This window comes from Streptomyces spinoverrucosus (assembly GCF_015712165.1).
In the GTDB taxonomy this organism is placed as follows: Bacteria; Actinomycetota; Actinomycetes; order Streptomycetales; family Streptomycetaceae; genus Streptomyces; species Streptomyces spinoverrucosus_A.
Genome location: NZ_JADPZX010000001.1, coordinates 4,534,102 through 4,553,689 on the forward strand (window position 1 = coordinate 4,534,102; position 19,588 = coordinate 4,553,689).

At 71.5% G+C, this 19,588-nt stretch carries 12 protein-coding genes and 4 tRNA genes; 7 read left to right on the forward strand and 9 right to left on the reverse strand.

All coding sequences use genetic code 11. The features are described 5' to 3' along the window. Positions 1–205: 205 nt before the first annotated feature. Positions 206–1,306 carry a Leu/Phe/Val dehydrogenase gene (locus I2W78_RS20495; RefSeq protein WP_196461732.1) on the reverse strand — a complete coding sequence of 367 codons (1,101 nt, stop codon included), beginning with the start codon at positions 1,304–1,306 and terminating at the stop codon, positions 206–208. A 221-nt stretch (positions 1,307–1,527) separates the two neighbouring features. On the opposite strand from I2W78_RS20495, the gene I2W78_RS20500 reads away from it, so the two are divergent. Both I2W78_RS20500 and bldC read left to right on the forward strand, forming a co-directional pair. Further along, on the forward strand, positions 1,528–2,379 hold the full coding sequence (locus I2W78_RS20500) for a hypothetical protein (RefSeq protein WP_196461733.1): 852 nt from the start codon (positions 1,528–1,530) through the stop codon (positions 2,377–2,379). Positions 2,380–2,899: 520 nt separating this feature from the next. After that, positions 2,900–3,106, forward strand: coding sequence for a developmental transcriptional regulator BldC (gene bldC, locus I2W78_RS20505; protein WP_003949541.1), 207 nt, complete (start codon positions 2,900–2,902; stop codon positions 3,104–3,106). A gap of 411 nt (positions 3,107–3,517) precedes the next feature. On the opposite strand, the gene I2W78_RS20510 is transcribed toward bldC, so the two are convergent. The 6 genes from I2W78_RS20510 to I2W78_RS41180 form a co-directional block, all read right to left on the reverse strand. Then, positions 3,518–3,712, reverse strand: coding sequence for a DUF6274 family protein (locus I2W78_RS20510; RefSeq protein ID WP_196461734.1), 195 nt, complete (start codon positions 3,710–3,712; stop codon positions 3,518–3,520). A 134-nt stretch (positions 3,713–3,846) separates the two neighbouring features. Then, positions 3,847–3,921 (reverse strand) — tRNA-Asp (locus I2W78_RS20515). 93 nt (positions 3,922–4,014) lie between these two features. After that, a complete protein-coding gene (hrpA, locus tag I2W78_RS20520) occupies positions 4,015–7,959 on the reverse strand; it encodes an ATP-dependent RNA helicase HrpA (RefSeq protein ID WP_196461735.1) in 3,945 nt (1,314 codons plus the stop codon). 176 nt (positions 7,960–8,135) lie between these two features. After that, positions 8,136–8,209, reverse strand: a tRNA-Phe gene (locus tag I2W78_RS20525). Positions 8,210–8,231: 22 nt separating this feature from the next. Then, positions 8,232–8,306: transfer RNA gene (locus tag I2W78_RS20530), tRNA-Asp, on the reverse strand. A gap of 171 nt (positions 8,307–8,477) precedes the next feature. Then, the gene (locus I2W78_RS41180) at positions 8,478–12,959 is read right to left on the reverse strand and encodes a CHAT domain-containing protein (RefSeq protein WP_196461736.1); all 4,482 of its coding nucleotides are present in this window, start codon (positions 12,957–12,959) and stop codon (positions 8,478–8,480) included. An 85-nt stretch (positions 12,960–13,044) separates the two neighbouring features. Between I2W78_RS41180 and I2W78_RS20540 the strand changes: the two genes are divergently transcribed. Beyond that, on the forward strand, positions 13,045–13,425 hold the full coding sequence (locus I2W78_RS20540; protein WP_196461737.1) for a hypothetical protein: 381 nt from the start codon (positions 13,045–13,047) through the stop codon (positions 13,423–13,425). 14 nt (positions 13,426–13,439) lie between these two features. After that, positions 13,440–14,342 carry a hypothetical protein gene (locus tag I2W78_RS20545; RefSeq protein WP_196461738.1) on the forward strand — a complete coding sequence of 301 codons (903 nt, stop codon included), beginning with the start codon at positions 13,440–13,442 and terminating at the stop codon, positions 14,340–14,342. 83 nt (positions 14,343–14,425) lie between these two features. Here the strand turns inward: I2W78_RS20545 and I2W78_RS20550 are convergent. Continuing rightward, positions 14,426–14,501 (reverse strand) — tRNA-Glu (locus I2W78_RS20550). Between the two features lie 80 nt (positions 14,502–14,581). Continuing rightward, the gene (locus tag I2W78_RS20555; protein ID WP_374222684.1) at positions 14,582–16,117 is read right to left on the reverse strand and encodes a metallophosphoesterase family protein; all 1,536 of its coding nucleotides are present in this window, start codon (positions 16,115–16,117) and stop codon (positions 14,582–14,584) included. A gap of 141 nt (positions 16,118–16,258) precedes the next feature. Here I2W78_RS20555 and I2W78_RS20560 point away from each other — a divergent pair, with 141 nt between their 5' ends. The 3 genes from I2W78_RS20560 to I2W78_RS20570 all read left to right on the forward strand — a co-directional run bounded on the left by I2W78_RS20560 (position 16,259) and on the right by I2W78_RS20570 (position 19,544). Further along, positions 16,259–16,609, forward strand: a complete 351-nt coding sequence (locus I2W78_RS20560) for a metallopeptidase family protein (RefSeq protein WP_196461740.1) — start codon at positions 16,259–16,261, stop codon at positions 16,607–16,609. Positions 16,610–16,684: 75 nt separating this feature from the next. Continuing rightward, on the forward strand, positions 16,685–17,221 hold the full coding sequence (locus I2W78_RS20565; RefSeq protein WP_196461741.1) for a hypothetical protein: 537 nt from the start codon (positions 16,685–16,687) through the stop codon (positions 17,219–17,221). Between the two features lie 241 nt (positions 17,222–17,462). Then, positions 17,463–19,544 carry a DEAD/DEAH box helicase gene (locus I2W78_RS20570; protein ID WP_196461742.1) on the forward strand — a complete coding sequence of 694 codons (2,082 nt, stop codon included), beginning with the start codon at positions 17,463–17,465 and terminating at the stop codon, positions 19,542–19,544. The last annotated feature ends 44 nt before the right edge of the window (positions 19,545–19,588 follow it).

The following is a 19,588-nucleotide window of genomic DNA, read 5'->3' on the forward strand; positions in this document are numbered from 1 at the left end:
TTCCACGGTACCTGAGCCCGCGCCCATACGGTACGTCGCCCGCAGCACGCGCGTGTGCCCAGAACCTTTGAGGCGCCCCGTCCTCGCTGGTCAGTGGCGATTTTAACCACTTATTGGCGGGCGACCCGCCGGTCGAAGTGAGAGTTCTCTCCAACTGTCCACCGGCAGGTACCGCCCAAACCCCACGGATGAGCCCTGCGGAACGTCACCATCCGCGCGCGGCGCGCCCCTCCGCCATCCGCTGCTCGGCGATCCGGTCGGCCGCGGCGGCCGGCGGAATCCCGTCGTCCTTCGCACGTGCGAATATGGCCAGCGTGGTGTCGTAGATCCGCGCCGCCTTCGCCTTGCACCGGTCGAAGTCGAAGCCGTGCAGTTCGTCGGCCACCTGGATGACCCCGCCGGCGTTCACCACGTAGTCGGGCGCGTAGAGGATCCCGCGGTCGGCGAGGTCCTTCTCGACACCCGGATGGGCGAGCTGGTTGTTGGCCGCGCCGCACACCACCCGCGCGGTCAGTACCGGAACGGAGTAGTCGTTCAGCGCCCCGCCGAGCGCGCACGGGGCGTAGATGTCGAGACCGTCGACGCGGATCAGCGCGTCGGTGTCGGCGACCGCCGTGACGTTCGGGTGCCGCTCGGTGACCCGGCGTACGGCCTCCTCGCGCACGTCGGTGACGAACACCTCGGCGCCCTCCGCCCTCAGGTGCTCCACCAGGTGGTGGCCGACCTTGCCGACGCCGGCGATGCCGACCCGGCGGCCACGCAGCGAGGGGTCGCCCCACAGGTGCTGAGCGGAGGCGCGCATGCCCTGGTAGACACCGAAGGCGGTGAGGACGGAGGAGTCGCCGGCGCCGCCGTTCTCCGGGGAGCGCCCGGTGGTCCAGCGGCACTCACGGGCCACGACGTCCATGTCGGCGACGTACGTACCCACGTCGCACGCGGTGACGTACCGGCCGCCCAGCGAGGCCACGAACCGGCCGTAGGCGAGCAGCAGCTCCTCGCTCTTGATCCGCTCCGGGTCGCCGATGATCACGGCCTTGCCGCCGCCGTGGTCCAGCCCGGCCATGGCGTTCTTGTACGACATCCCGCGCGCGAGGTTGAGCGCGTCGGCGACGGCCTCGGCCTCGTTCGCGTACGGGTAGAAGCGCGTACCGCCGAGCGCGGGGCCGAGGGCGGTGGAGTGAATGGCGATCACGGCCTTCAGGCCGCTCGCGCGGTCCTGGCAGAGCACGACTTGCTCATGACCGCCCTGGTCCGAGTGGAACAGGGTGTGCAGTACATCAGCAGGTGCGCCGGTTACGTCGGTCACGGTGGTGACTCCTGAGGTAAGAAGCGGCGATTGGACGGGGTCCCGTGCGGGTGGCGGGGCCTGTGAGCATGAGATTAAAGCCTCCAGGGCCCGCCGACCGGGCAGTGCTCAGGATCACCTCCGCACGGAGTACGTCCGTGCGACGATTTGCATAGTTTTCCCGCGCGTTTGTGGGCGGGTTCCGCAGGTTTCCCCGGCAGACGGCGGGGGAGGGAGCAGGCGTGCCCAAGGTGTCCTCGGTGATCGTTCCGTATGCGGCGTACCTGCGCGTGTACGAGCCGCTGGCCGCCTTCCCCGAGCCGGAGCGCGACCACTGGACACGCTACGCGCGCCGCCCGGACCGCCCCTCGTACCAGGACGAACTGCGCCGCTCCCTGGCCGACTTGCTGCCCACGCCGCCCGTGCCGGTGCCGGTGCACGAGAGCCGTGACGCCTTCGTGCTGGAGGCCGACGGGGTGGTCCACATCTGCCCCTGGCGGACCCGGCTGCGCGGCTGGCAGGCGCTCGGCGACCTCGCCGAGGAGCTCCCGCCGCCGCTCCTGGACGCCGTGCTGCCGCCCCTGGTGCGCCACCAGGCGACCCAGGACTACGAGCGCTGGCTGGCCGGCAACCCCGACGCCCGCCCCTGGATCCGCACGGCGACCTGGCAGGTGCCGCTGAACTGGTTCGTCCTCGTCTCCGACGAGGAGCGGCAGTACGACAAGGGCTCCGGGGGCACCGACGACGCCCCGCCGGTGCTGCGCTACCGCACGCCCATGGTGCAGGCCCGGCGCCGGGTGGCCCGTGCCCTGCGCACGCTCAAGAACGCCATGGACGAGGGGCCGCTGATCGACGGCCTGGTGGACGTCGGGCGATGGCTGGAGGAATTCCATCCGCGCTCGCTGGTGGAGCTGGACTACGGCGGGCTCGTGCACGCCCTGTCGGCCGGTGACCTGGAGGGCGATCACTCGGCGGCCGACGTGGCCGAGGGGATCGAGGCGCTGCGCATCGGCGACGGGGCCACGGCGGGCGAGGCGTACGGGCGGCTGGTGGAGCGCTGGCGGTCGGTGCGGGACCTGCGTTCGGCGAACTGACGTACTGTTCTGTGACGCACCTTACGGACCTTACGGGACGTCAACAAGGGATCTAGAACCCGATCTGGGCGTATCCGTCAAGAGTGTGATGCATGCGACATGCGTGACGGAGCGCACGTACACGGCTCTTGCGGTCCTTGCCCGTCCTCATGCCAAAATAGGACAAGGAGTCCGGGGAGGACTCTGTCCGCCCCGATGTGCTCAACTGTGGGCGGATTCTCCGCATTGCACGCTTTGGGGGGTCTGGTGACTCCTGATCGCCCTGTGACTGATCGTCACAGCGGCGTGACTGTCCGCTATGGCATGGTCCATCGGCATCCGTCGCTGATGAACACCTGGGAGGGCAATTCCATCGGTTTGGCCGACGCGGCTGGACAGATGGTGTAGTTGTAGTGCCGAGGACAAGCCGTTCGTCCTATAACCGACTCGACTCGCGTCCGCCATTTCGGGCAACGCGGGTCAAGGTGCAGAATTTAGAGGAAAGAACCGAGAAGGTTCGGTTCTCCCGAGGAGGCCGCTCATGACCGCTCGCACCCCTGATGCCGAGCCGCTGCTGACCCCGGCTGAGGTCGCCACGATGTTCCGCGTCGACCCGAAGACGGTCACGCGGTGGGCGAAGGCCGGCAAGCTCACTTCCATCCGCACGCTCGGCGGGCACCGCCGCTACCGCGAGGCCGAGGTCCGCGCTCTGCTCGCGGGCATCCCGCAGCAGCGCAGCGAGGCCTGAACAACTGAATAACCGGACAAACCGGCCGGTCCCCCAACCTGCCGAGGCGTCCGAAACCAAGCTCCAAGCGACGCGGGTTCTGCCCCAACAGAGCCCTCGCCCACGGTCCTCAGGCAACTGACAGGGTGCGTCGTCGATCGCGCTGGACTCCGCCGGGTCCAGCGCGATCTTTTTTGTGCGCGGAATGCCCAGGCTGTGGGCGGGCTTGTCGGACTCTGGGGAGGGGTGTCGGAGCTGCTGTGAGGGAACCCCTCGGGGTAGTGCAATTGCACATATTAAATTGACTTGTTGTAGGGGATGGGTAAGTACCGCCGTTTCAGAAACTCATGCGGTGACTCCCGTCACATGCCAGTGTGGTTGTTGCCTCTGGCCTATGTGCGGTAAGGGAGTTGAGGGTGCGGGGGCATGGCGTCATGCGTCGGTGGGGCGCTCTTCATCGGCGCCCTCCTCCTCGGCGGCGTCCGTCGCTCGCGGCGCGGAGTCCATGGCGAGCCGCAGCAGCCGGTGGCAGACCGGGCAGTGCCGGGTGTGATGCCGGTACGACGACGCGGCCGACAGATGCGCACGCAGCAGCGCCCGCGTCTCGTGCCTCGCCGATGCCGCCATACGCCACCTCCGGGGGCCCTGCGGGCGGGTTGCCCTGGTTTCTGAGTACCGACCGAATGTGACGCCGTCAAGGAGGCGTGGAGCGCATACGAAAGAGCCCGGGTTCCGAAGAACCCGGGCTCTCTCACCGGATGCGGTCCTGACGGGATTTGAACCCGCGGCCTCCACCTTGACAGGGTGGCGAGCACTCCAAACTGCTCCACAGGACCAGGTTTCGCGGCGCGATTCCTGCGTTGCGCTGCGAGAAGAGACTGTACAGGAGCGTGGCCGCCTGGTCGAACTCACTTAGCGTGCGGGCTCCGTTACGGCACGGCCGCGTCGATCGCCTTCACGATCCGCTTGTCCGACACGGGGTACGCCGTGCCCAGCGCGTGCGCGAAGTAGCTGACCCGGAGCTCCTCGATCATCCAGCGGATGTCCAGCACCGAGGCGGGGACGGGACGCCCCTGCGGCATCTGCTCCAGCAGCCACGCGTACTCGTCCTGCATCTCGTGGACCTTCGCCATGCGGGTGGTGTCCCGCTGGACGTTCGTCGGCATCTGCTGCAGGCGGCGGTCCGCGGCCACCAGGTAGCGCATCAGGTGCGGCAGACGGCTCAGACCCGTCTCCGCCACGAAGCCGGGCTTCACAAGGGCGTCCAGCTGCTTGCGCACGTCCTGGAGGTTCGGCAGCAGCGCGGGGCTGCGTACGGCCTTCAGACGGCGTTCACAGGCCTGCCAGGCGGCGAGGACCTGCTGCACCTGGCCCACCGTACGCACCGTCATGTCGACGATCTCGGCGCGCACCTTGTCGTACAGCTTGCGATACGACTCCTCGTCCCACGCCGGCCCGCCGAAGTCCGCGATCAGCTGGTCCGCCGCCGCCATCGCGCAGTCGTCGAACACGGCCTGGACGGAGCCGTGCGGATTGGCGGAGAGGGCGAGCTTCTGGGCGTTGGTCAGGCGGTCGCTCGCGAACTTCGCCGGGTTGACCGGGATGTTGCGCAGGATGAGCCTGCGGGTGCCCTTCCACATCGCCTCGGCCTGCTCCGCCTCCGTGTCGAAGAGGCGTACGGAGACCGTGTCGCCGTCGTCGACGAGCGCCGGGTACGCCTTCACCGGCTGGCCGGCCCGGCGGGTCTCGAAGACGCGGGTGAGAGTGCCGATGGTCCAGTCCGTGAGGCCCTTGCGCTCGACGGACTCGCCGCCCCGGCGTTCCGCGGTGGCCGCGGCGGCCTGCGACAGGGCCTTGCGGGCCTTCGGCTTCAGCTGGAGCTTCAGCGCCTCCAGGTCCTTGTCCTCGGCCAGCTTGCGGCGCCGTTCGTCGACGATCCGGAAGGTGATCCGCAGGTGGTCGGGGACCTTCGCCCAGTCGAAGTCGTCGGCGGTGAAGGGCACGCCGACCATCCGCTTCAGCTCGCGGGCCATGGTGGTGGTGAGGGGCTCCTGGAGCGGGACGGCCGTGTCCAGGAACCGCTTCGCGAAGTTCGGCGCGGGCACGTAGTTACGGCGGATCGGCTTGGGGAGGGAACGGATGAGCTCCGTGACCAGCTCCTCGCGCAGGCCCGGGATCTGCCAGTCGAAACCCTCGCCGGTGACCTGGTTGAGGACCTGCAGCGGGACGTGGACGGTCACGCCGTCGGCGTCCGTGCCCGGCTCGAACTGGTAGGTCACCTTGAACTTGAGCGGGCCCTGGCGCCACGAGTCCGGGTAGTCCGCCTTCGTGACCGCCTCCGCCGACTCGCGGATGAGCATCTCGCGCTCGAAGTCGAGGAAGTCGGGCTGCTCGTGCCGCTTGCGCTTCCACCAGGAGTCGAAGTGGGCGCCGGAGACCACGTGTTCGGGGACGCGCTGGTCGTAGAAGTCGAAGAGGGTCTCGTCGTCGACCAGGATGTCCCGGCGGCGGGCCCGGTGCTCCAACTCCTCGACCTCGGTGAGGAGTTTCCGGTTGTCGGCGAAGAACTTGTGGTGCGTGCGCCAGTCGCCCTCGACCAGCGCGTTGCGAATGAAAAGCTCCCGGGAGGCTTCCGGGTCGATCCGGCCGTAGTTCACCTTCCGCTGGGCGACGATCGGCACGCCGTACAGCGTGACCTTCTCGTACGCCATCACCGCGGCCTGGTCCTTCTCCCAGTGCGGTTCGCTGTACGTCCGCTTGATCAGGTGCCCGGCGAGCGGTTCGACCCACTCCGGTTCGATCCTGGCGTTGACGCGCGCCCACAGCCGGGAGGTCTCCACCAGCTCGGCGGACATCACGAAGCGCGGCTGCTTCCTGAACAGGGCCGAGCCGGGGAAGATCGCGAATTTGGCGTTGCGGGCGCCCAGGTACTCGTTCTTGTTGCCGTCCTTCACGTCCTTCATGCCGATGTGCGACAGCAGGCCGGCGAGGAGGGAGACGTGGACGCGGTCGGCGGGGGCGTCGTCATCGTTGAGGTGGATGCCCATCTGCTTGGCGACCGTGCGCAGCTGGGAGTAGATGTCCTGCCATTCGCGGATGCGCAGGAAGTTCAGGTACTCCTGCTTGCACATCCGGCGGAAGGACGACGAACCGCGCTCCTTCTGCTGTTCGCGGATGTAACGCCACAGGTTGAGGTAGGCGAGGAAGTCGCTGGTCTCGTCCTTGAAACGGGCGTGCTGCTGGTCGGCCTGGGCCTGCTTGTCGGCGGGGCGTTCGCGGGGGTCCTGGATGGACAGCGCGGCGGCTATGACCATGACCTCGCGGACACAGCCGTTCTTGTCGGCCTCCAGGACCATGCGGGCCAGGCGCGGGTCGACCGGGAGCTGGGCGAGCTTGCGGCCGGTGTCCGTGAGGCGCTTGCGCGGGTCCTTCTGGGCGGGGTCCAGCGCGCCCAGTTCCTGCAGGAGTTGGACGCCGTCGCGGATGTTGCGGTGGTCCGGCGGGTCGATGAACGGGAACTTCTCGATGTCGCCGAGCCCGGCGGCGGTCATCTGAAGGATGACGCTCGCGAGGTTCGTACGGAGGATCTCCGCGTCCGTGAACTCCGGGCGGGCCTCGAAGTCCTCCTCGCCGTACAGGCGGATGCAGATGCCGTCGCTGGTCCGTCCGCAGCGGCCCTTGCGCTGGTTGGCGCTGGCCTGGGAGATCGGCTCGATGGGCAGCCGCTGCACCTTCGTGCGATGGCTGTACCGGCTGATCCGGGCGAAACCGGGGTCGATGACGTACTTGATGCCCGGGACGGTGAGGGAGGTCTCGGCGACGTTGGTCGCCAGAACGATCCTGCGTCCGGTGTGCGGCTGGAAGACGCGGTGCTGCTCGGCGTGGGAGAGGCGGGCGTACAGGGGGAGGATCTCGGTGAAGCGGTACTGCTTCTTGGTGAGGGCGTCCGCGGTGTCCCGGATCTCGCGCTCGCCGGAGAGAAAGACCAGGATGTCGCCCTGGCCCTCGCCCTGGAGTTCCTCGACGGCGTCGATGATCGCGGTGATCTGGTCGCGGTCGGCGTCGTCGGAGTCCTCTTCGAGGAGGGGCCGGTACCGGACCTCCACCGGGTACGTCCGCCCGCTGACCTCGACGATCGGTGCGTCGCCGAAGTGCCGGGAGAAGCGCTCGGGGTCGATGGTGGCCGAGGTGATGACGACCTTGAGGTCGGGGCGCTTCGGGAGCAGCTGGGCGAGGTAGCCGAGCAGGAAGTCGATGTTGAGGGAGCGCTCGTGGGCTTCGTCGATGATGATCGTGTCGTAGGCGCGCAGCTCGCGGTCGGTCTGGATCTCGGCGAGCAGGATCCCGTCGGTCATCAGCTTGATGAAGGTCGCGTCCGGGTTCACCTGGTCGGTGAAGCGGACCTTCCAGCCGACGGCCTCGCCGAGGGGGGTGTCGAGTTCCTCGGCGACGCGTTCGGCGACCGTGCGGGCGGCGATCCGGCGGGGCTGGGTGTGCCCGATCATGCCGCGCACGCCGCGCCCCAGCTCCAGGCAGATCTTGGGGATCTGGGTGGTCTTGCCGGACCCGGTCTCACCGGCGACGATCACGACCTGGTGGTCGCGGATGGCGGCGGCGATCTCGTCCTTCTTCTGGCTGACCGGCAGCTGCTCGGGGTAGCTGACCCCGGGTACGCGGGCGTGTCGCTCGGCGATCCGCTCCGCGGCCTGGGCGACCTCCGCCTCGATCTCGGCGAGTACGGCGGCCCGGGCCTCCGGCTTACGGATCTTGCGCGCGCCTTCGAGCCTGCGCCCGAGCCGGTGCGCGTCGCGCAGCGACAGCTCGGTCAGGCGAGGCGCGAGAGCGCCGAGGGCGGGGGCGGGATGCGTAGACATACGCGGTCCAGGATCGCACCTCGTCCGAACGACTGGCGAACCAATTGCTACGGGTGCGGGTGGGGGTAAGCACCGCACCGTAAGAAGAACCGCATGAAGAACCTTATGAAGAACCGCATGAGAAAGCCCCTCTCCGATCTCGCCGGAGAGGGGCTCTCGCCCTGCTAGGGCTGTTGTGGCTGGGGCCGGGGTCGAACCGGCGACCTTCCGCTTTTCAGGCGGACGCTCGTACCAACTGAGCTACCCAGCCACGGGGTTTGTGGAACCCCGAGCGGTCCTGACGGGATTTGAACCCGCGGCCTCCACCTTGACAGGGTGGCGAGCACTCCAAACTGCTCCACAGGACCAGGCTGTTGCGTACGACAGTGTCGCACACGGCGATGTGGGTCTCCAAAACCAGTGGAAGAAATCCGCCGGGACTTGGCTTCCCGGTGGCTGACCTGCACTTTCTTGGTGCCCGATGTCGCTGGATCAGCATATCAGAGGGTGGATGGTGGCCCGTACCGGTTAATTCCGCGTCACGGGCCGGTGTGGACGTAGGCCGCCCACCAGAGGGGATCGCTGTTCTCGCGGCGCAGGCGCTGGACGGCGGTGTGGAGGGCCTGGGCCGCCTGGTCCGGGGTGATGCGGTGGTCGGGGGTGGTCAGGCCGGCGTAGAAGGTGTCGGCCACCTTCAGGGCGCAGGCGTCGTCCACGGCCCACTGGGCGGCGACCACGTGGGTGAAGCCCGCCAGCTGGAGTGTGCCGGCGAGGTGGGCGGCCTCGTCGGGCACGGCCGCGGCGCCCCGTGCGGTTTCGCAGGCCGAGAGGAAGGCCAGCTGGGCGTCGGTGAGGCGGAGGCGGGAGATGTCCGCGACGGTGAGGGGGCCGGACTGTTCGTGGTCGTGGAGGTAGAGGGCGCCGCCGGCCGAGTCGGTGGGGTCCTGGGTGCCGTGGCCGGAGAAGTGCAGGTAGGGGTGGGTGGGGAGGGTGTTCAGGAGTTTTTGGCGGGTTGCCTGGGGGCCTGAGAGGACTGTGGTGCGGGGGATGCGTTTCGACAGTCGTCGTACTTCTGCGGCGGCGTGGGGGAGGGGTGGCAGGCCGGGGGTGTCGGACTGGTCCACGGCCAGGATGTGGGGGGTGGCGGGAGGGGTAGGGCGGGTCTGGGCGGCGGCCAGGGCTCGGAGGGTTGTGGTGTAGGAGCAGATGTAGTGGTCGGGGAGGGACGGGCCTTTTCGGCCGGTGTAGTGGCCTGCCGCGTGGAGGGGGAGGAGGGTGAGCAGGCCGGTGGGGCACCACCAGAGGCGGCGGGTGTCCTTCGGCAGGGCGGCCTGGACCGGGGCCGCCACCGTGTCCCAGAGCCAGGCGAGGGTGCGGGTGAGGATGCGCTGGGCCCGCCAGGTGTCGGCCGGGGAGCGGCCGATGGCGGACAGGGCGTCCAGGAGGGCCTCGGTGCGGTCCATCAGGCCGTCGTCCTCGGCGAGGCGCAGGTCGGGGAGCGGGACTGTGTGGACGTCGGTGCGGGTGACGACGAGGGCGTCGCAGCGCACGGTGCTGGTGTTGACGACGACCACGGGGCCGTGTGCGGCGGCGGACTGGAGCCGTTCGAGGGAGGGGAGCCGGAGGAAGTCCTCCAGGCCGGGCAGCTCCCGGACGCGGGCCATCAAGTCGTCCATTTCCTGGGCGAGTTCCCGGCGCTGCTCTGCTGCCGCTCGTTGGGCGCGGGTGTCTGCGGTGTCCGTGGGGGGCTGGTTCAGGCGGGCGCGGATCTCCTGGACGCGGTCGGCGAGGTGCGGGGCCCGGTCCCGTAGGTCGGTCATGTCGTCGCGGGCGTCCAGGGCCTGTGCGAGGAGGACGCCGCGGCCCTGTTCCAGCAGCCTCAGGGCCTCGTGGGGGCGGCCGGTGTTGAGGGCGACGGCGGCCGCCTCGCCGGCCACGCCCGCCGCGTGGCCGAGGGCGTCGAGGCGGTCGCGGCGGTCCAGGCCGTGCCAGGCCAGCAGGGGGAGTTCGGCGATGGCGGCGCGGTAGGCGTCCAGCGCCTCGTGCCACTCGCCGGCGACGGTGGCCGCCACGGCCCAGGCGCGGGCGGCGCGGAAGCGGACCGCCGCGGGGGCGGTGGCGATGGTGGTGGCCTGGCGGAACAGGTCGAATGCGGTGGCCAGGTCGCCCGGGTCGTCGTCCAGCCGGGCGCGGACGACCAGGGTCTGGCCGAGGGTGGACAGGCTCGACGCGCGTTGTGGGTGGTCCTCGGGGGTGGCTCGCAGGGCGGTGCGGGCCGCGCCGGCCGCCTCGGCCACGGCGGCCGGGTCGTCGCGGTCGGGGGCCAGGAGCGCGGTGCACAGGTTGGTCAGCAGGAGCGGGCGCTGCGGGTGTCCGGCGGGGCAGAGGCGGATGGCGTGCCGGAGCCGGTCGATGGCTTCCTCGGCGTCGGCCGGGCTGTCCCGGCCGTCGGAGCGGGCACGCAGGGCGAGCGCAAGGTTGGACAGGTGGGTGGCGCGTTGGGGGTGGTCGTCGGGGACGCTGTCGGCTGCCGCGCGGGCCGCCTCGACGGCCTCGTCGGCGTCGGCGGGCACGCCGGTGCGCCCGTACCGGGAGATCAGGGCCACGGCGAGGTTGCTGCGGTGCAGGGACTCGTCGACGTGCCCGGGTGGCAGCGCGCGTAGGGCGGCCCGGCACGCCTCGATCGACTCGTCCAGGTCGTCGAGGGCGCCCGACCACTCGTACCGGCGTCGCAGGGCGATACCCAGGTTGGTCAGGTGGACGACCAGGGGGCCGGTGTCCGAGGGCGCGGTCGCCTCGACGGATTCCCGGCCGGCCCGTACGGCGTCGGTCAGGTCCTGCTGGGCGCCGTAGGAGATGTAGCGGGCGAGCAGGGTCGTCGTCAGGTTGGACAGGTAGATCGCGCGGTCCGGGTGGTCGGCGGGGAGGGCCGCGACCGCCTGGTGGCTGAGGTCGACGGCGCGGTCGAGGTCGGCGCGGCCGCCGAGCCGTTCGGCCCGGACGCGCAGGGCGGCGCCCAGGTTGGACAGCCCCTTGGCGTGGTCCGCCGGGCCGCGGCGTCGGGCGCGCAGGGCGTCGTCCAGGCGCCGTACGGCCTCGTCCAGGGCGGTGAGGTCGTCGTTCTGCTGGTAGACCGCCTGGAGGGTGCGGCCGAGGTTGAACAGCACCTGGCCCGCGTGCTCGTCGCCGACGTCCGTGATCCGGTCGGCGGCGCGGCGGTTCCAGACCAGCGCCTCGGCGAGGTCGTCGGGGGAGTTGGTACGGCTGTAGCGCAGCAGCAGGGAGCCGCCGAGGTGGGACTCGTCGACGACCCGGTCCGGGTGGTCGGGGCTGTGCCGGATGGCGTCGTGGAAGGCCTCGATCGCCCGGTCGAGGTCGGCCGGGTCCGTCGTGGTCTCGAAGCGCCGGGTGTGGGCGAGGCCCAGCTCGGACAGGCAGAAGCTGAGGGCGGTGGGGTGGTAGCCGGCGAGCAGGGTGCGGGCCCTGGTCAGGGCGGTGATCGCCGCTTCGGTGTCGGCCGGGGAGTTCGTGCGGGTCGCCCGGGCGAGCAGGGCCTCGCCGAGGAGGCTGAGCGGTACGCCCTGTTCGTGGCTGCCGGACGCGGCGTCGGCGCTGCGCCGGGCGGCGGTGATCGCGGCGTCGGCGTCGGCGGGGTCGTCGGTCTGCCGGAAGCGGGCGAGTTCGACCCGGGCCAGGTTGTAGAGGTGGTGCATGTCGTCGCCGTGGGTGGGGTCCCGCAGCAGTGACAGGGCTTCGTCGATGTCCGCCCGCCGCTGCCGCCGGTCGAATCTGAGCCGCAGGGCCAGGCTCAGGTTCTCGACGGTCTCGCCCCGGTCGGGGCCGGTGTCGGGCATGGCGGCCACCGCCTGGCGCGCGGTGTCCACGGCGGCGTCGAGGTCGGCGTCCGTCCCGGTGAGGTTGGCCCGGGTCCGAAGGATCTGGCCGAGGGCCAGCAGGAAGCCGTGCCGGCCCGGATGCGCGGGTGGGCAGTCGGCCACGGCCTGGCGCGCCGCCGTGAGGGCGGCGTCCAGGTCCGCGGCCTGCCGGAAGCGGACGTACCGCTTCTCCAGTGCGCGCCCCAGGTTGGACAGGTACATCGGCCGTTGCGGATCGTCCGGGAGCGCGTGCCGTACGGCGGCCCGGCACTCCTCGGTCGCGGCGTCCAGGTCCTTTGCCGCCGCGTTCCGCTCGTACCGCTCCAGCAGCGCGAGGCCCGCGTTGGAGTGGAACAGCGCGTGCGGCTCGGGCGCGACCCGTACCGCCTGCCGTCCGGTGTCGACGGCGGCCTCCAGGTCGGCCGGGTCGTGCCGGAGCGCGTAGCGCAGGGTCAGCGTTCCGGACAGGTTGGTGTAGTACATACCCCGGTTCGGGTCGTCGGGCGCGGCCCGGCGTACGGCCTTGAAGCCCATGTCGGCGGACTCCTCCAGGTCCGCCTCGACGCCGTGCAGCGTGTACCGGAAACGCAGGCCCGCGCACAGGTTGGACAGCAGCATCGCGCGTCCGGGGTGGGACGCGGGCAGCACCTCCGCGAGCTCCTGCCACGAGGTGACCGCCTCCTGGAGCGCGGCCGCGTCCGACGCGCTCTGCCAGCGCCCGAGCAGCTCAAGGGCGCGGTCGGCGGTCTCGTCCACGTCCACCGCCTCGAACGCCGGCAGCGTGGCCACCGTCGGCCGCAGATCCTCCGGCACCTCGTCGGGCGTGAACCGGGCGACCACCGCGTACAGCATCAGCGTCAGCTGCACCTCGGGCCGGGCCTGCGGGCTGTCCGGGCCGATGACCAGGCACCGGGCGTAGTGCAGATGCGCGATCGCGGCCACCACCGACCGGTCGAGCACGTACAGCGGCCCGCCGCCTTCCCCGTCCCCGGTCCGCAGCACGTACGCGCGCAGTTCGTCCGCCTCGGTCACCGCCTCGGGGTCCAGCACCGCGTCCCGGACGCCCTCGGCCCAGAAGGACTCCAGCCGCTGCCCCAGCCGCTCGACGAGCAGTTCCGCCCGTGCCCAGCCGATGTCCTCCCGCATGGTCCGCCCCCGTCGGCCGCCGCTGTCGGTGTCCGTTCAGGGCATCATGATGGTCCATCAACTCTCTGGGGGAGGAGAGCCTTTCGTGGAGACGGCGGAGCTGCTCGGCGCGCTGTGCCGGGAACTTCCCGCGCTGCGCGCGGTCGCGGCGGACACCGGCGACGGTCAGGCGCTGGAGGAGACCCTGGCGGCGGCGCGGCGCGGTGAGCCGGTCACCGACCGGCTGCGCGACCTGGGCCTGCTGGAGCTGCTGGGGTCCGGGACGGCCCGTGCGGTGCCGCCGGACCTGGCCGGCGTGGAACCGCCCGGTGGCCTGGTCGACCTGCCCGGCGTCGACCACTCCGGCCGGGTCGCGCACGGCCGCTACCGCTGCCCCCTCGGCACCTGCCGCCGCGCCGAGCTGCCCCGCCCCGGCGACGACCTGCCGGTGTGCGCGCTGCACGACAGCCCGCTGCGCTTCGGCTGACGGGCGGCGGGGCGATGAACGCGGTACTGGTCGAGCTGGGCCGCAGGTACGTCGAGCGCTGGATGGCGCTGCTGGTGCTGCCGGGACTGCTGTACGTGGCGGGCGCGGCGGCGGCGTACCGGCTGGGGCACGCGCACTGGGCGGACCCGGGCCGGCTCACCGGCCTGCTGGAACCGGGCGGCCCGCTGGTCGGCCGGGGCATCTCGTCGGTGTGGCTGTTCGTGATCGTGGTGCTGCCGCTGCTGTCGGCCGCCGCCGGGCTGGCCGCCCGGGGGGCCGCGGCGGTGCTGGCGCGGCTGTGGTTCGAGCCCTGGCCGCGCGGCCTGGGTCGGTTGGCGCAGCGGCGTACGGCTGCCCGGGCCGAACGGTGGTCGGCGGCCGACGAGGCGTACCGGGAGGAGCTGGACCGGGTCGGCGACCGGCCGTCGGCCGCGGACAGCGCCCGGCTGGACGCGTTGGCGGCCCGTCGCAACGCCGTCTCCCTGCGGCCGCCCGCCCATCCCGTCTGGGCCGGGGACCGGCTGGGCGCGGTGGACGCCCGGGTGTGGGGCTGGTACCGGCTCGACGTCGTGTTCGCCTGGCCCCGGCTGTGGCTGGTCCTCACCGACTCCGAGCAGAACGCCCTGCGCACCGCCCGCACCGAACTCGACGCGGCCGTGGCGCTCGCGGGCTGGGGCCTGCTGGTCGTGCCGCTGGCCGTGTGGTGGTGGCCGGCGTTGCCCGTCGCGGCCGCCGTCTTCGTCACCGGCCTGCGCCGTACCCGTGCCGCCGTGGACACGCTGGCCCACCTCACCGAGGCCGCGTTCGACCTGCGGGGCGCGACGCTCGCCCGGGAGCTCGGTTTCGACGTACCGCCCGGGCGGCTGTCCCCGGCGGTCGGCATGCAGGTGACGGCGCATCTGCGCAAGCACGCGTGACGGGGCGGTCGGGGCGGTCGCGGAAGTTGGCGCATACAAAAAACCCACCCCCGCACGGGGAGTGGGTTCATGTACGTCTTCGCTGGTGCCCCCAACGGGATTCGAACCCGTGCTACCGCCTTGAAAGGGCGGCGTCCTAGGCCGCTAGACGATGAGGGCTATCGGCCCGCCTGGGCGCCTCTCAGCGCGTCGGGGACGTGAGAAGCATATGGGATGGCGGGATGGATCGCCAAAACGGTTTACGGACTCCGTTCTCCGGACCGTTCCCCGGACGGGGTGGGGGACGGAGTCGGGGAGCCGGTGGCGCCCGGCTGGTTCTCCTCCACCAGGTGGCGGCTGACCTCCGCCGTCGTGAGGCCGAGACCGCCCAGGCGGATGGCGTCCCAGGCCTGCAGGCGGCGGGTGTCGCGGTCGAAGTAGAGGATCGACGCCTCGATCGGGTCGGGGTGTTCGCCCTCCACCGCGCGCAGTCCGCTGCCGCCGGTCGAGCCCTCGATGCGCAGCCGGGTGCCGTAGGGCAGCACCTCCATCTCCTGGTGGTGCAGATGCCCCGAGAGGACCAGTGGAACCTCGCCGTCCGTCTGGCGGGCGGCCTGCGGTTCGTGGGCGACGGCCACGTCCACCGGGGTGCCGGCGGCACGCTGGTCGCGCAGGGCGGTGGCCAGGCGGGCGCCGGCCAGCTCCTGGGAGGCCTCGGCGCCGGGCTTGTTGGTGCGGTCGGGGGTGAACTGGGGGTCGCCGATGCCCGCGAACCGCAGGCCCGCGACGGAGACCGCGCGGCCGTCGTCGAGGACGTGCACGTTCTTCAGGCCTTCCAGGTAGCTCTGGGTGATCCGGGAGTCGTGGTTGCCGCGGACCCAGACGTACGGGGCGCCCAGGTCCTCGATCGGGTCCAGGAAGCCGTTCTCCGCCGACGTGCCGTGGTCCATGGTGTCGCCGGAGTCGACGATCACGTTCACCTCGTACTGATCCACCAGCGAGGCGATGATCTTCCAGCTCGCCGGGTTGAGGTGGATGTCCGAGACGTGCAGGACGCGGATGGTGGTGGGGTCCGGCCGGTAGGCGGGGAGCGTGGAGGTGGCGTCGTACAGCTTCGTCACGTTCGTCACCAGGCGCGCCAACTCCTGCTGGTAGACGTCGAATTCGGTGACGATGCTGCGGGCGTCGCCGACCAGGGAGGGGGCGGAGGAGAGCAGGCCCGAGAACCTCGGCTCCAGGACCGACTTGGGGTTCCAGGTGGCGTACGCCGTCGCTCCCGAGGCCGCCAGGAGGGTGAGCGCGAGGCCGCCGGCCGCGAGGGCGCGGCGCGGGCGGCGGTAGACCACGAGGCCGAGGGCGGTCGCGCCGGCGACGACGGCCACGCAGGAGCGCACGGCCAGGTCGAGGGCGCCGTGGCCGACGTCCCGGGCGACCTCGTCCTGCAGGCCGGAGAGGCGTTCGGGGTGGTCGACCAGGGCCTGGGAGCGGTCCGGGTCGAGCTGGTCGACGTTCACGTCCAGCCGGACGGGGGCGATATGGCTGTCCAGGTGCAGGGCGCCCAGCGGGGAGACGTTGATCTTCGTGCCGCCGGTGGCGGACGGGCGCAGGGTCATCGTCGTGTCCATCGGTCCGACCGGGACCCGGACGTTTCCGACGACCAGCAGCCCCAGCCAGGCGCCCAGCAGGACGACGGCCATGAGCCCCAGGGCTCGGGTCCAGCGGTTGGCGGGCGGGGCGAGGAGTTCGGGGTCGGTGGCGGTTCGAGGACGGCGGATGCTTCGAAGGAAACGGCTCATCGTGTTCCGGACGGCAGCGGGGACGCGGGCCATTGGTCCCGTATGCCCATGCCCGCGGGTGGATATGCGGGCGCCCAGCGGGTCGTACGCGGATGGTGGCGGGGGTCTCGTACGGGGGTGTCGTACCGGACAATGGGGCCTGTGCTGGAGATGACGCGCGAGGAGTTCGAAGAACTGGTCGCCGAGGCGCTGGACCGGATCCCGCCGGAGCTGACGCGGCTGATGGACAACGTCGCGGTGTTCGTCGAGGACGAACCGCCCGCCGACGATCCCGAGCTGCTCGGGCTGTACGAGGGGACGCCGCTGACCGATCGCGGGGAGTGGTACGCCGGGGTGCTGCCGGACCGGATCACCATCTACCGGGGGCCGACGCTGCGGATGTGCGACACACGTGAGGACGTCGTCGTGGAGACCGAGATCACGGTCGTGCACGAGATCGCCCACCACTTCGGGATCGACGACGCCCGGCTGCACGCTCTGGGATACGGGTAACAGGGCGCGTGTCCTCTTGTGGGCGGCGGGAGTTGGGCACGTTGACTCCATCACCCCGCCTCGGAGGTGGCTCCCGTGCGCCCCTTGTACGTACCCGTCCGCCTGGCCGCCACCGTCGTGGCCGTCGCCGCTGCCGCCGGCTGTATGAGCGTGGGTGACGACGACGGCGACCGGGCCCGGCCGTCGCACTCGGCGGGACCGCGGGGCGGCGAGGCACCCGACGGAGGGGCGGCCGTGTCCGGCGGTGGCGTCGCGGGCGGCGGTGCCGCGGGCGGCGCGGAGGCCGTGCGCGGCAAGGACGGCAAGGGCCGCTCGGCGGCGCCGGGTGAGACGCCCGAGCCGTCGGGTTCGGCGCAGGAGCCGCGGGCGAGCACGTCGGCCTCGGCACCGGCGAAGCCCGGCCACACCGTCAAGCCGGGCGACCCGCCACCGCCGCCACCGGAGCCGACCCCCACCCGCACCACCCCGGACCCGGAACCGCCCCCGCCGTCGCCGGAACCGCCGACCTCTCCCGAGCCGACGGTCGCGGAGCCGTCCTCGTCGGCACATGAGGAGACCGGACCGCAGCTGGCGCAGCGCGAGCCGGCGCCGGAGGCGGGGGCGCCGGTGTAGGCGGGGGAGCACAGAGGGGGGAAGGGGCCGCCGAGCTGCGGTAACGGCCCCGGTTTGCTTTTCGGGGTGGAGGGTGCGTATCTTGGTAGATCGTTTGATCCCATTTGCCCGGCGCCAACGCAGAGCGCGCCGTGTGGCGCGTACTCTCCCTTGCCGTGGCGGACCGCATTGAGGCGGTCGTGTGCGAATCACGGAGTTGACGGGCGCGTGCCGACGAGACTCCGGAAGGTTTCGCAGACGTATGTCTATCGCCAGTACTGATCATGCCGTTATGCCCGCGGGCGACGACGACCAGGCCCCCGAGATCACTTTCGCCGACCTCGGCCTGCCCGAGGGCGTCGTGCGCAAGCTCGCGCAGAACGGTGTGACCACCCCCTTCCCGATCCAGGCCGCGACCATCCCGGACGCCCTGGCCGGCAAGGACATCCTCGGCCGCGGCCGCACCGGCTCCGGCAAGACCCTCTCCTTCGGTCTGCCCACCCTGGCCCGCCTGGCCGGCGGCCGGACCGAGAAGCACAAGCCGCGCGCCGTCATCCTCACCCCCACCCGTGAGCTCGCGATGCAGGTCGCTGACGCGCTCCAGCCCTACGGCGACCAGCTCGGCCTGAAGATGAAGGTCGTGTGCGGCGGTACGTCCATGGGCAACCAGATCTACGCCCTGGAGCGGGGTGTGGATGTGCTGGTGGCGACCCCTGGTCGTCTTCGCGACATCATCAACCGCGGCGCCTGCTCCCTGGAGGACGTCGAGGTCGCCGTGCTCGACGAGGCCGACCAGATGTCCGACCTGGGCTTCCTGCCCGAGGTGACGGAGCTGCTGGACCAGGTTCCGGCGGGCGGTCAGCGGATGCTGTTCTCCGCGACGATGGAGAACGAGATCAAGACGCTCGTCGACCGGTACCTGACGGAGCCGGTCCTGCACGAGGTCGACGCCGCCCAGGGCGCGGTGACGACCATGTCGCACCACATCCTGATCGTGAAGCCCAAGGACAAGGCGCCGGTCACCGCCGCGATCGCCTCCCGCAAGGGCCGCACCATCATCTTCGTCCGCACCCAGCTGGGCGCCGACCGCGTCGCCGAGCAGCTGCGCGACGCCGGTGCGAAGGCCGACGCGCTGCACGGCGGTATGACCCAGGGCGCCCGCACCCGGACGCTGGCGGACTTCAAGGACGGGTACGTCAACGTGCTCGTCGCCACCGACGTCGCGGCTCGCGGCATCCACGTCGACGGCATCGACCTGGTGCTGAACGTCGACCCCGCCGGTGACCACAAGGACTACCTGCACCGGGCCGGCCGTACGGCACGCGCCGGGCGCACCGGCACGGTCGTCTCGCTCGCCCTGCCGCACCAGCGCCGCCAGATCTTCCGCCTGATGGAGGACGCGGGCGTCGACGCCTCGCGCCACATCATCCAGGGCGCCGGCGCGTTCGACCCCGAGGTCGCCGAGATCACCGGTGCCCGGTCGATGACCGAGGTGCAGGCCGAGTCCGCGGGCAACGCCGCGCAGCAGGCCGAGCGCGAGGTCGCCCAGCTCACCAAGCAGCTGGAGCGGGCGCAGCGGCGCGCGGCCGAGCTGCGCGAGGAGGCCGACCGGCTGGTCGCCCGGGTCGCCCGCGAGCGGGGCGAGGACCCGGTGGCGGCGGTCGCCGAGGCGGCCGCGGTGACCGAGGTGCCGGACGTGATCGAGGTGTCGGTGCCGGAGCAGGCGGCGGCGCGGGACGTTGAGCGGCCCGAGCGGTCGGAGCGTACGGGGGCTTCGGCGTCGTACGAGCGTCGGGACCGCCGGGACTCCCGGGACTCCCGGGACGGTGACCGTGGTGGTCGCTCCTTCGACCGTGACCGGGGCGGGCGTTCCTTCGACCGCCGTGACGGTGACCGTGGCGGCCGTTCCTTCGAGCGTCGCGACGACCGTGGCGGTTTCCGCCGTGACGACCGTGGCGACCGTGGTGACCGCGGTGGCCGTTCCTTCGACCGCCGTGACGGTGAGCGGGGTGGCTTCCGCCGGGACGAGCGCCGGGACAACGACCGTGGTGGCCGTTCCTTCGACCGCCGTGACGGTGACCGTGGCGGTCGTTCCTTCGAGCGTCGCGACGACCGTGGCGGCTTCCGCCGTGACGACCGTCCGGGCCGTTCCTTCGAGCGGCGTGACGAGCGCGGCGGCCACCGGGGCAGCGACCGTCCGTTCAACCGCGACCGCCAGGGCGACCGCCCCGGCTTCCGCAGCGGCGGTCACGAGCGCCCGTACGGTCGCCGTGACGACCACCGTGGCACCGGCGGCTCCTTCGGGCGCCGCGAGGACAAGCCGCGCTGGAAGCGCAACGGCTGAGTCGATCCCTGAGCAGTGAGCGCCATGGCCCCATCCCTCGCCGG

Bases quoted from the DNA above. Each gene is read 5' to 3' on its own strand.
- bldC (WP_003949541.1), top strand. From the start codon at position 2,900: ATGACCGCTCGCACCCCTGATGCCGAGCCGCTGCTGACCCCGGCTGAG.
- I2W78_RS20510 (WP_196461734.1), bottom strand. From the start codon at position 3,712: ATGGCGGCATCGGCGAGGCACGAGACGCGGGCGCTGCTGCGTGCGCAT.
- hrpA (WP_196461735.1), bottom strand. From the start codon at position 7,959: ATGTCTACGCATCCCGCCCCCGCCCTCGGCGCTCTCGCGCCTCGCCTG.
- I2W78_RS41180 (WP_196461736.1), bottom strand. From the start codon at position 12,959: ATGCGGGAGGACATCGGCTGGGCACGGGCGGAACTGCTCGTCGAGCGG.
- I2W78_RS20545 (WP_196461738.1), top strand. From the start codon at position 13,440: ATGAACGCGGTACTGGTCGAGCTGGGCCGCAGGTACGTCGAGCGCTGG.
- I2W78_RS20555 (WP_374222684.1), bottom strand. From the start codon at position 16,117: ATGAGCCGTTTCCTTCGAAGCATCCGCCGTCCTCGAACCGCCACCGAC.
- I2W78_RS20570 (WP_196461742.1), top strand. From the start codon at position 17,463: ATGTCTATCGCCAGTACTGATCATGCCGTTATGCCCGCGGGCGACGAC.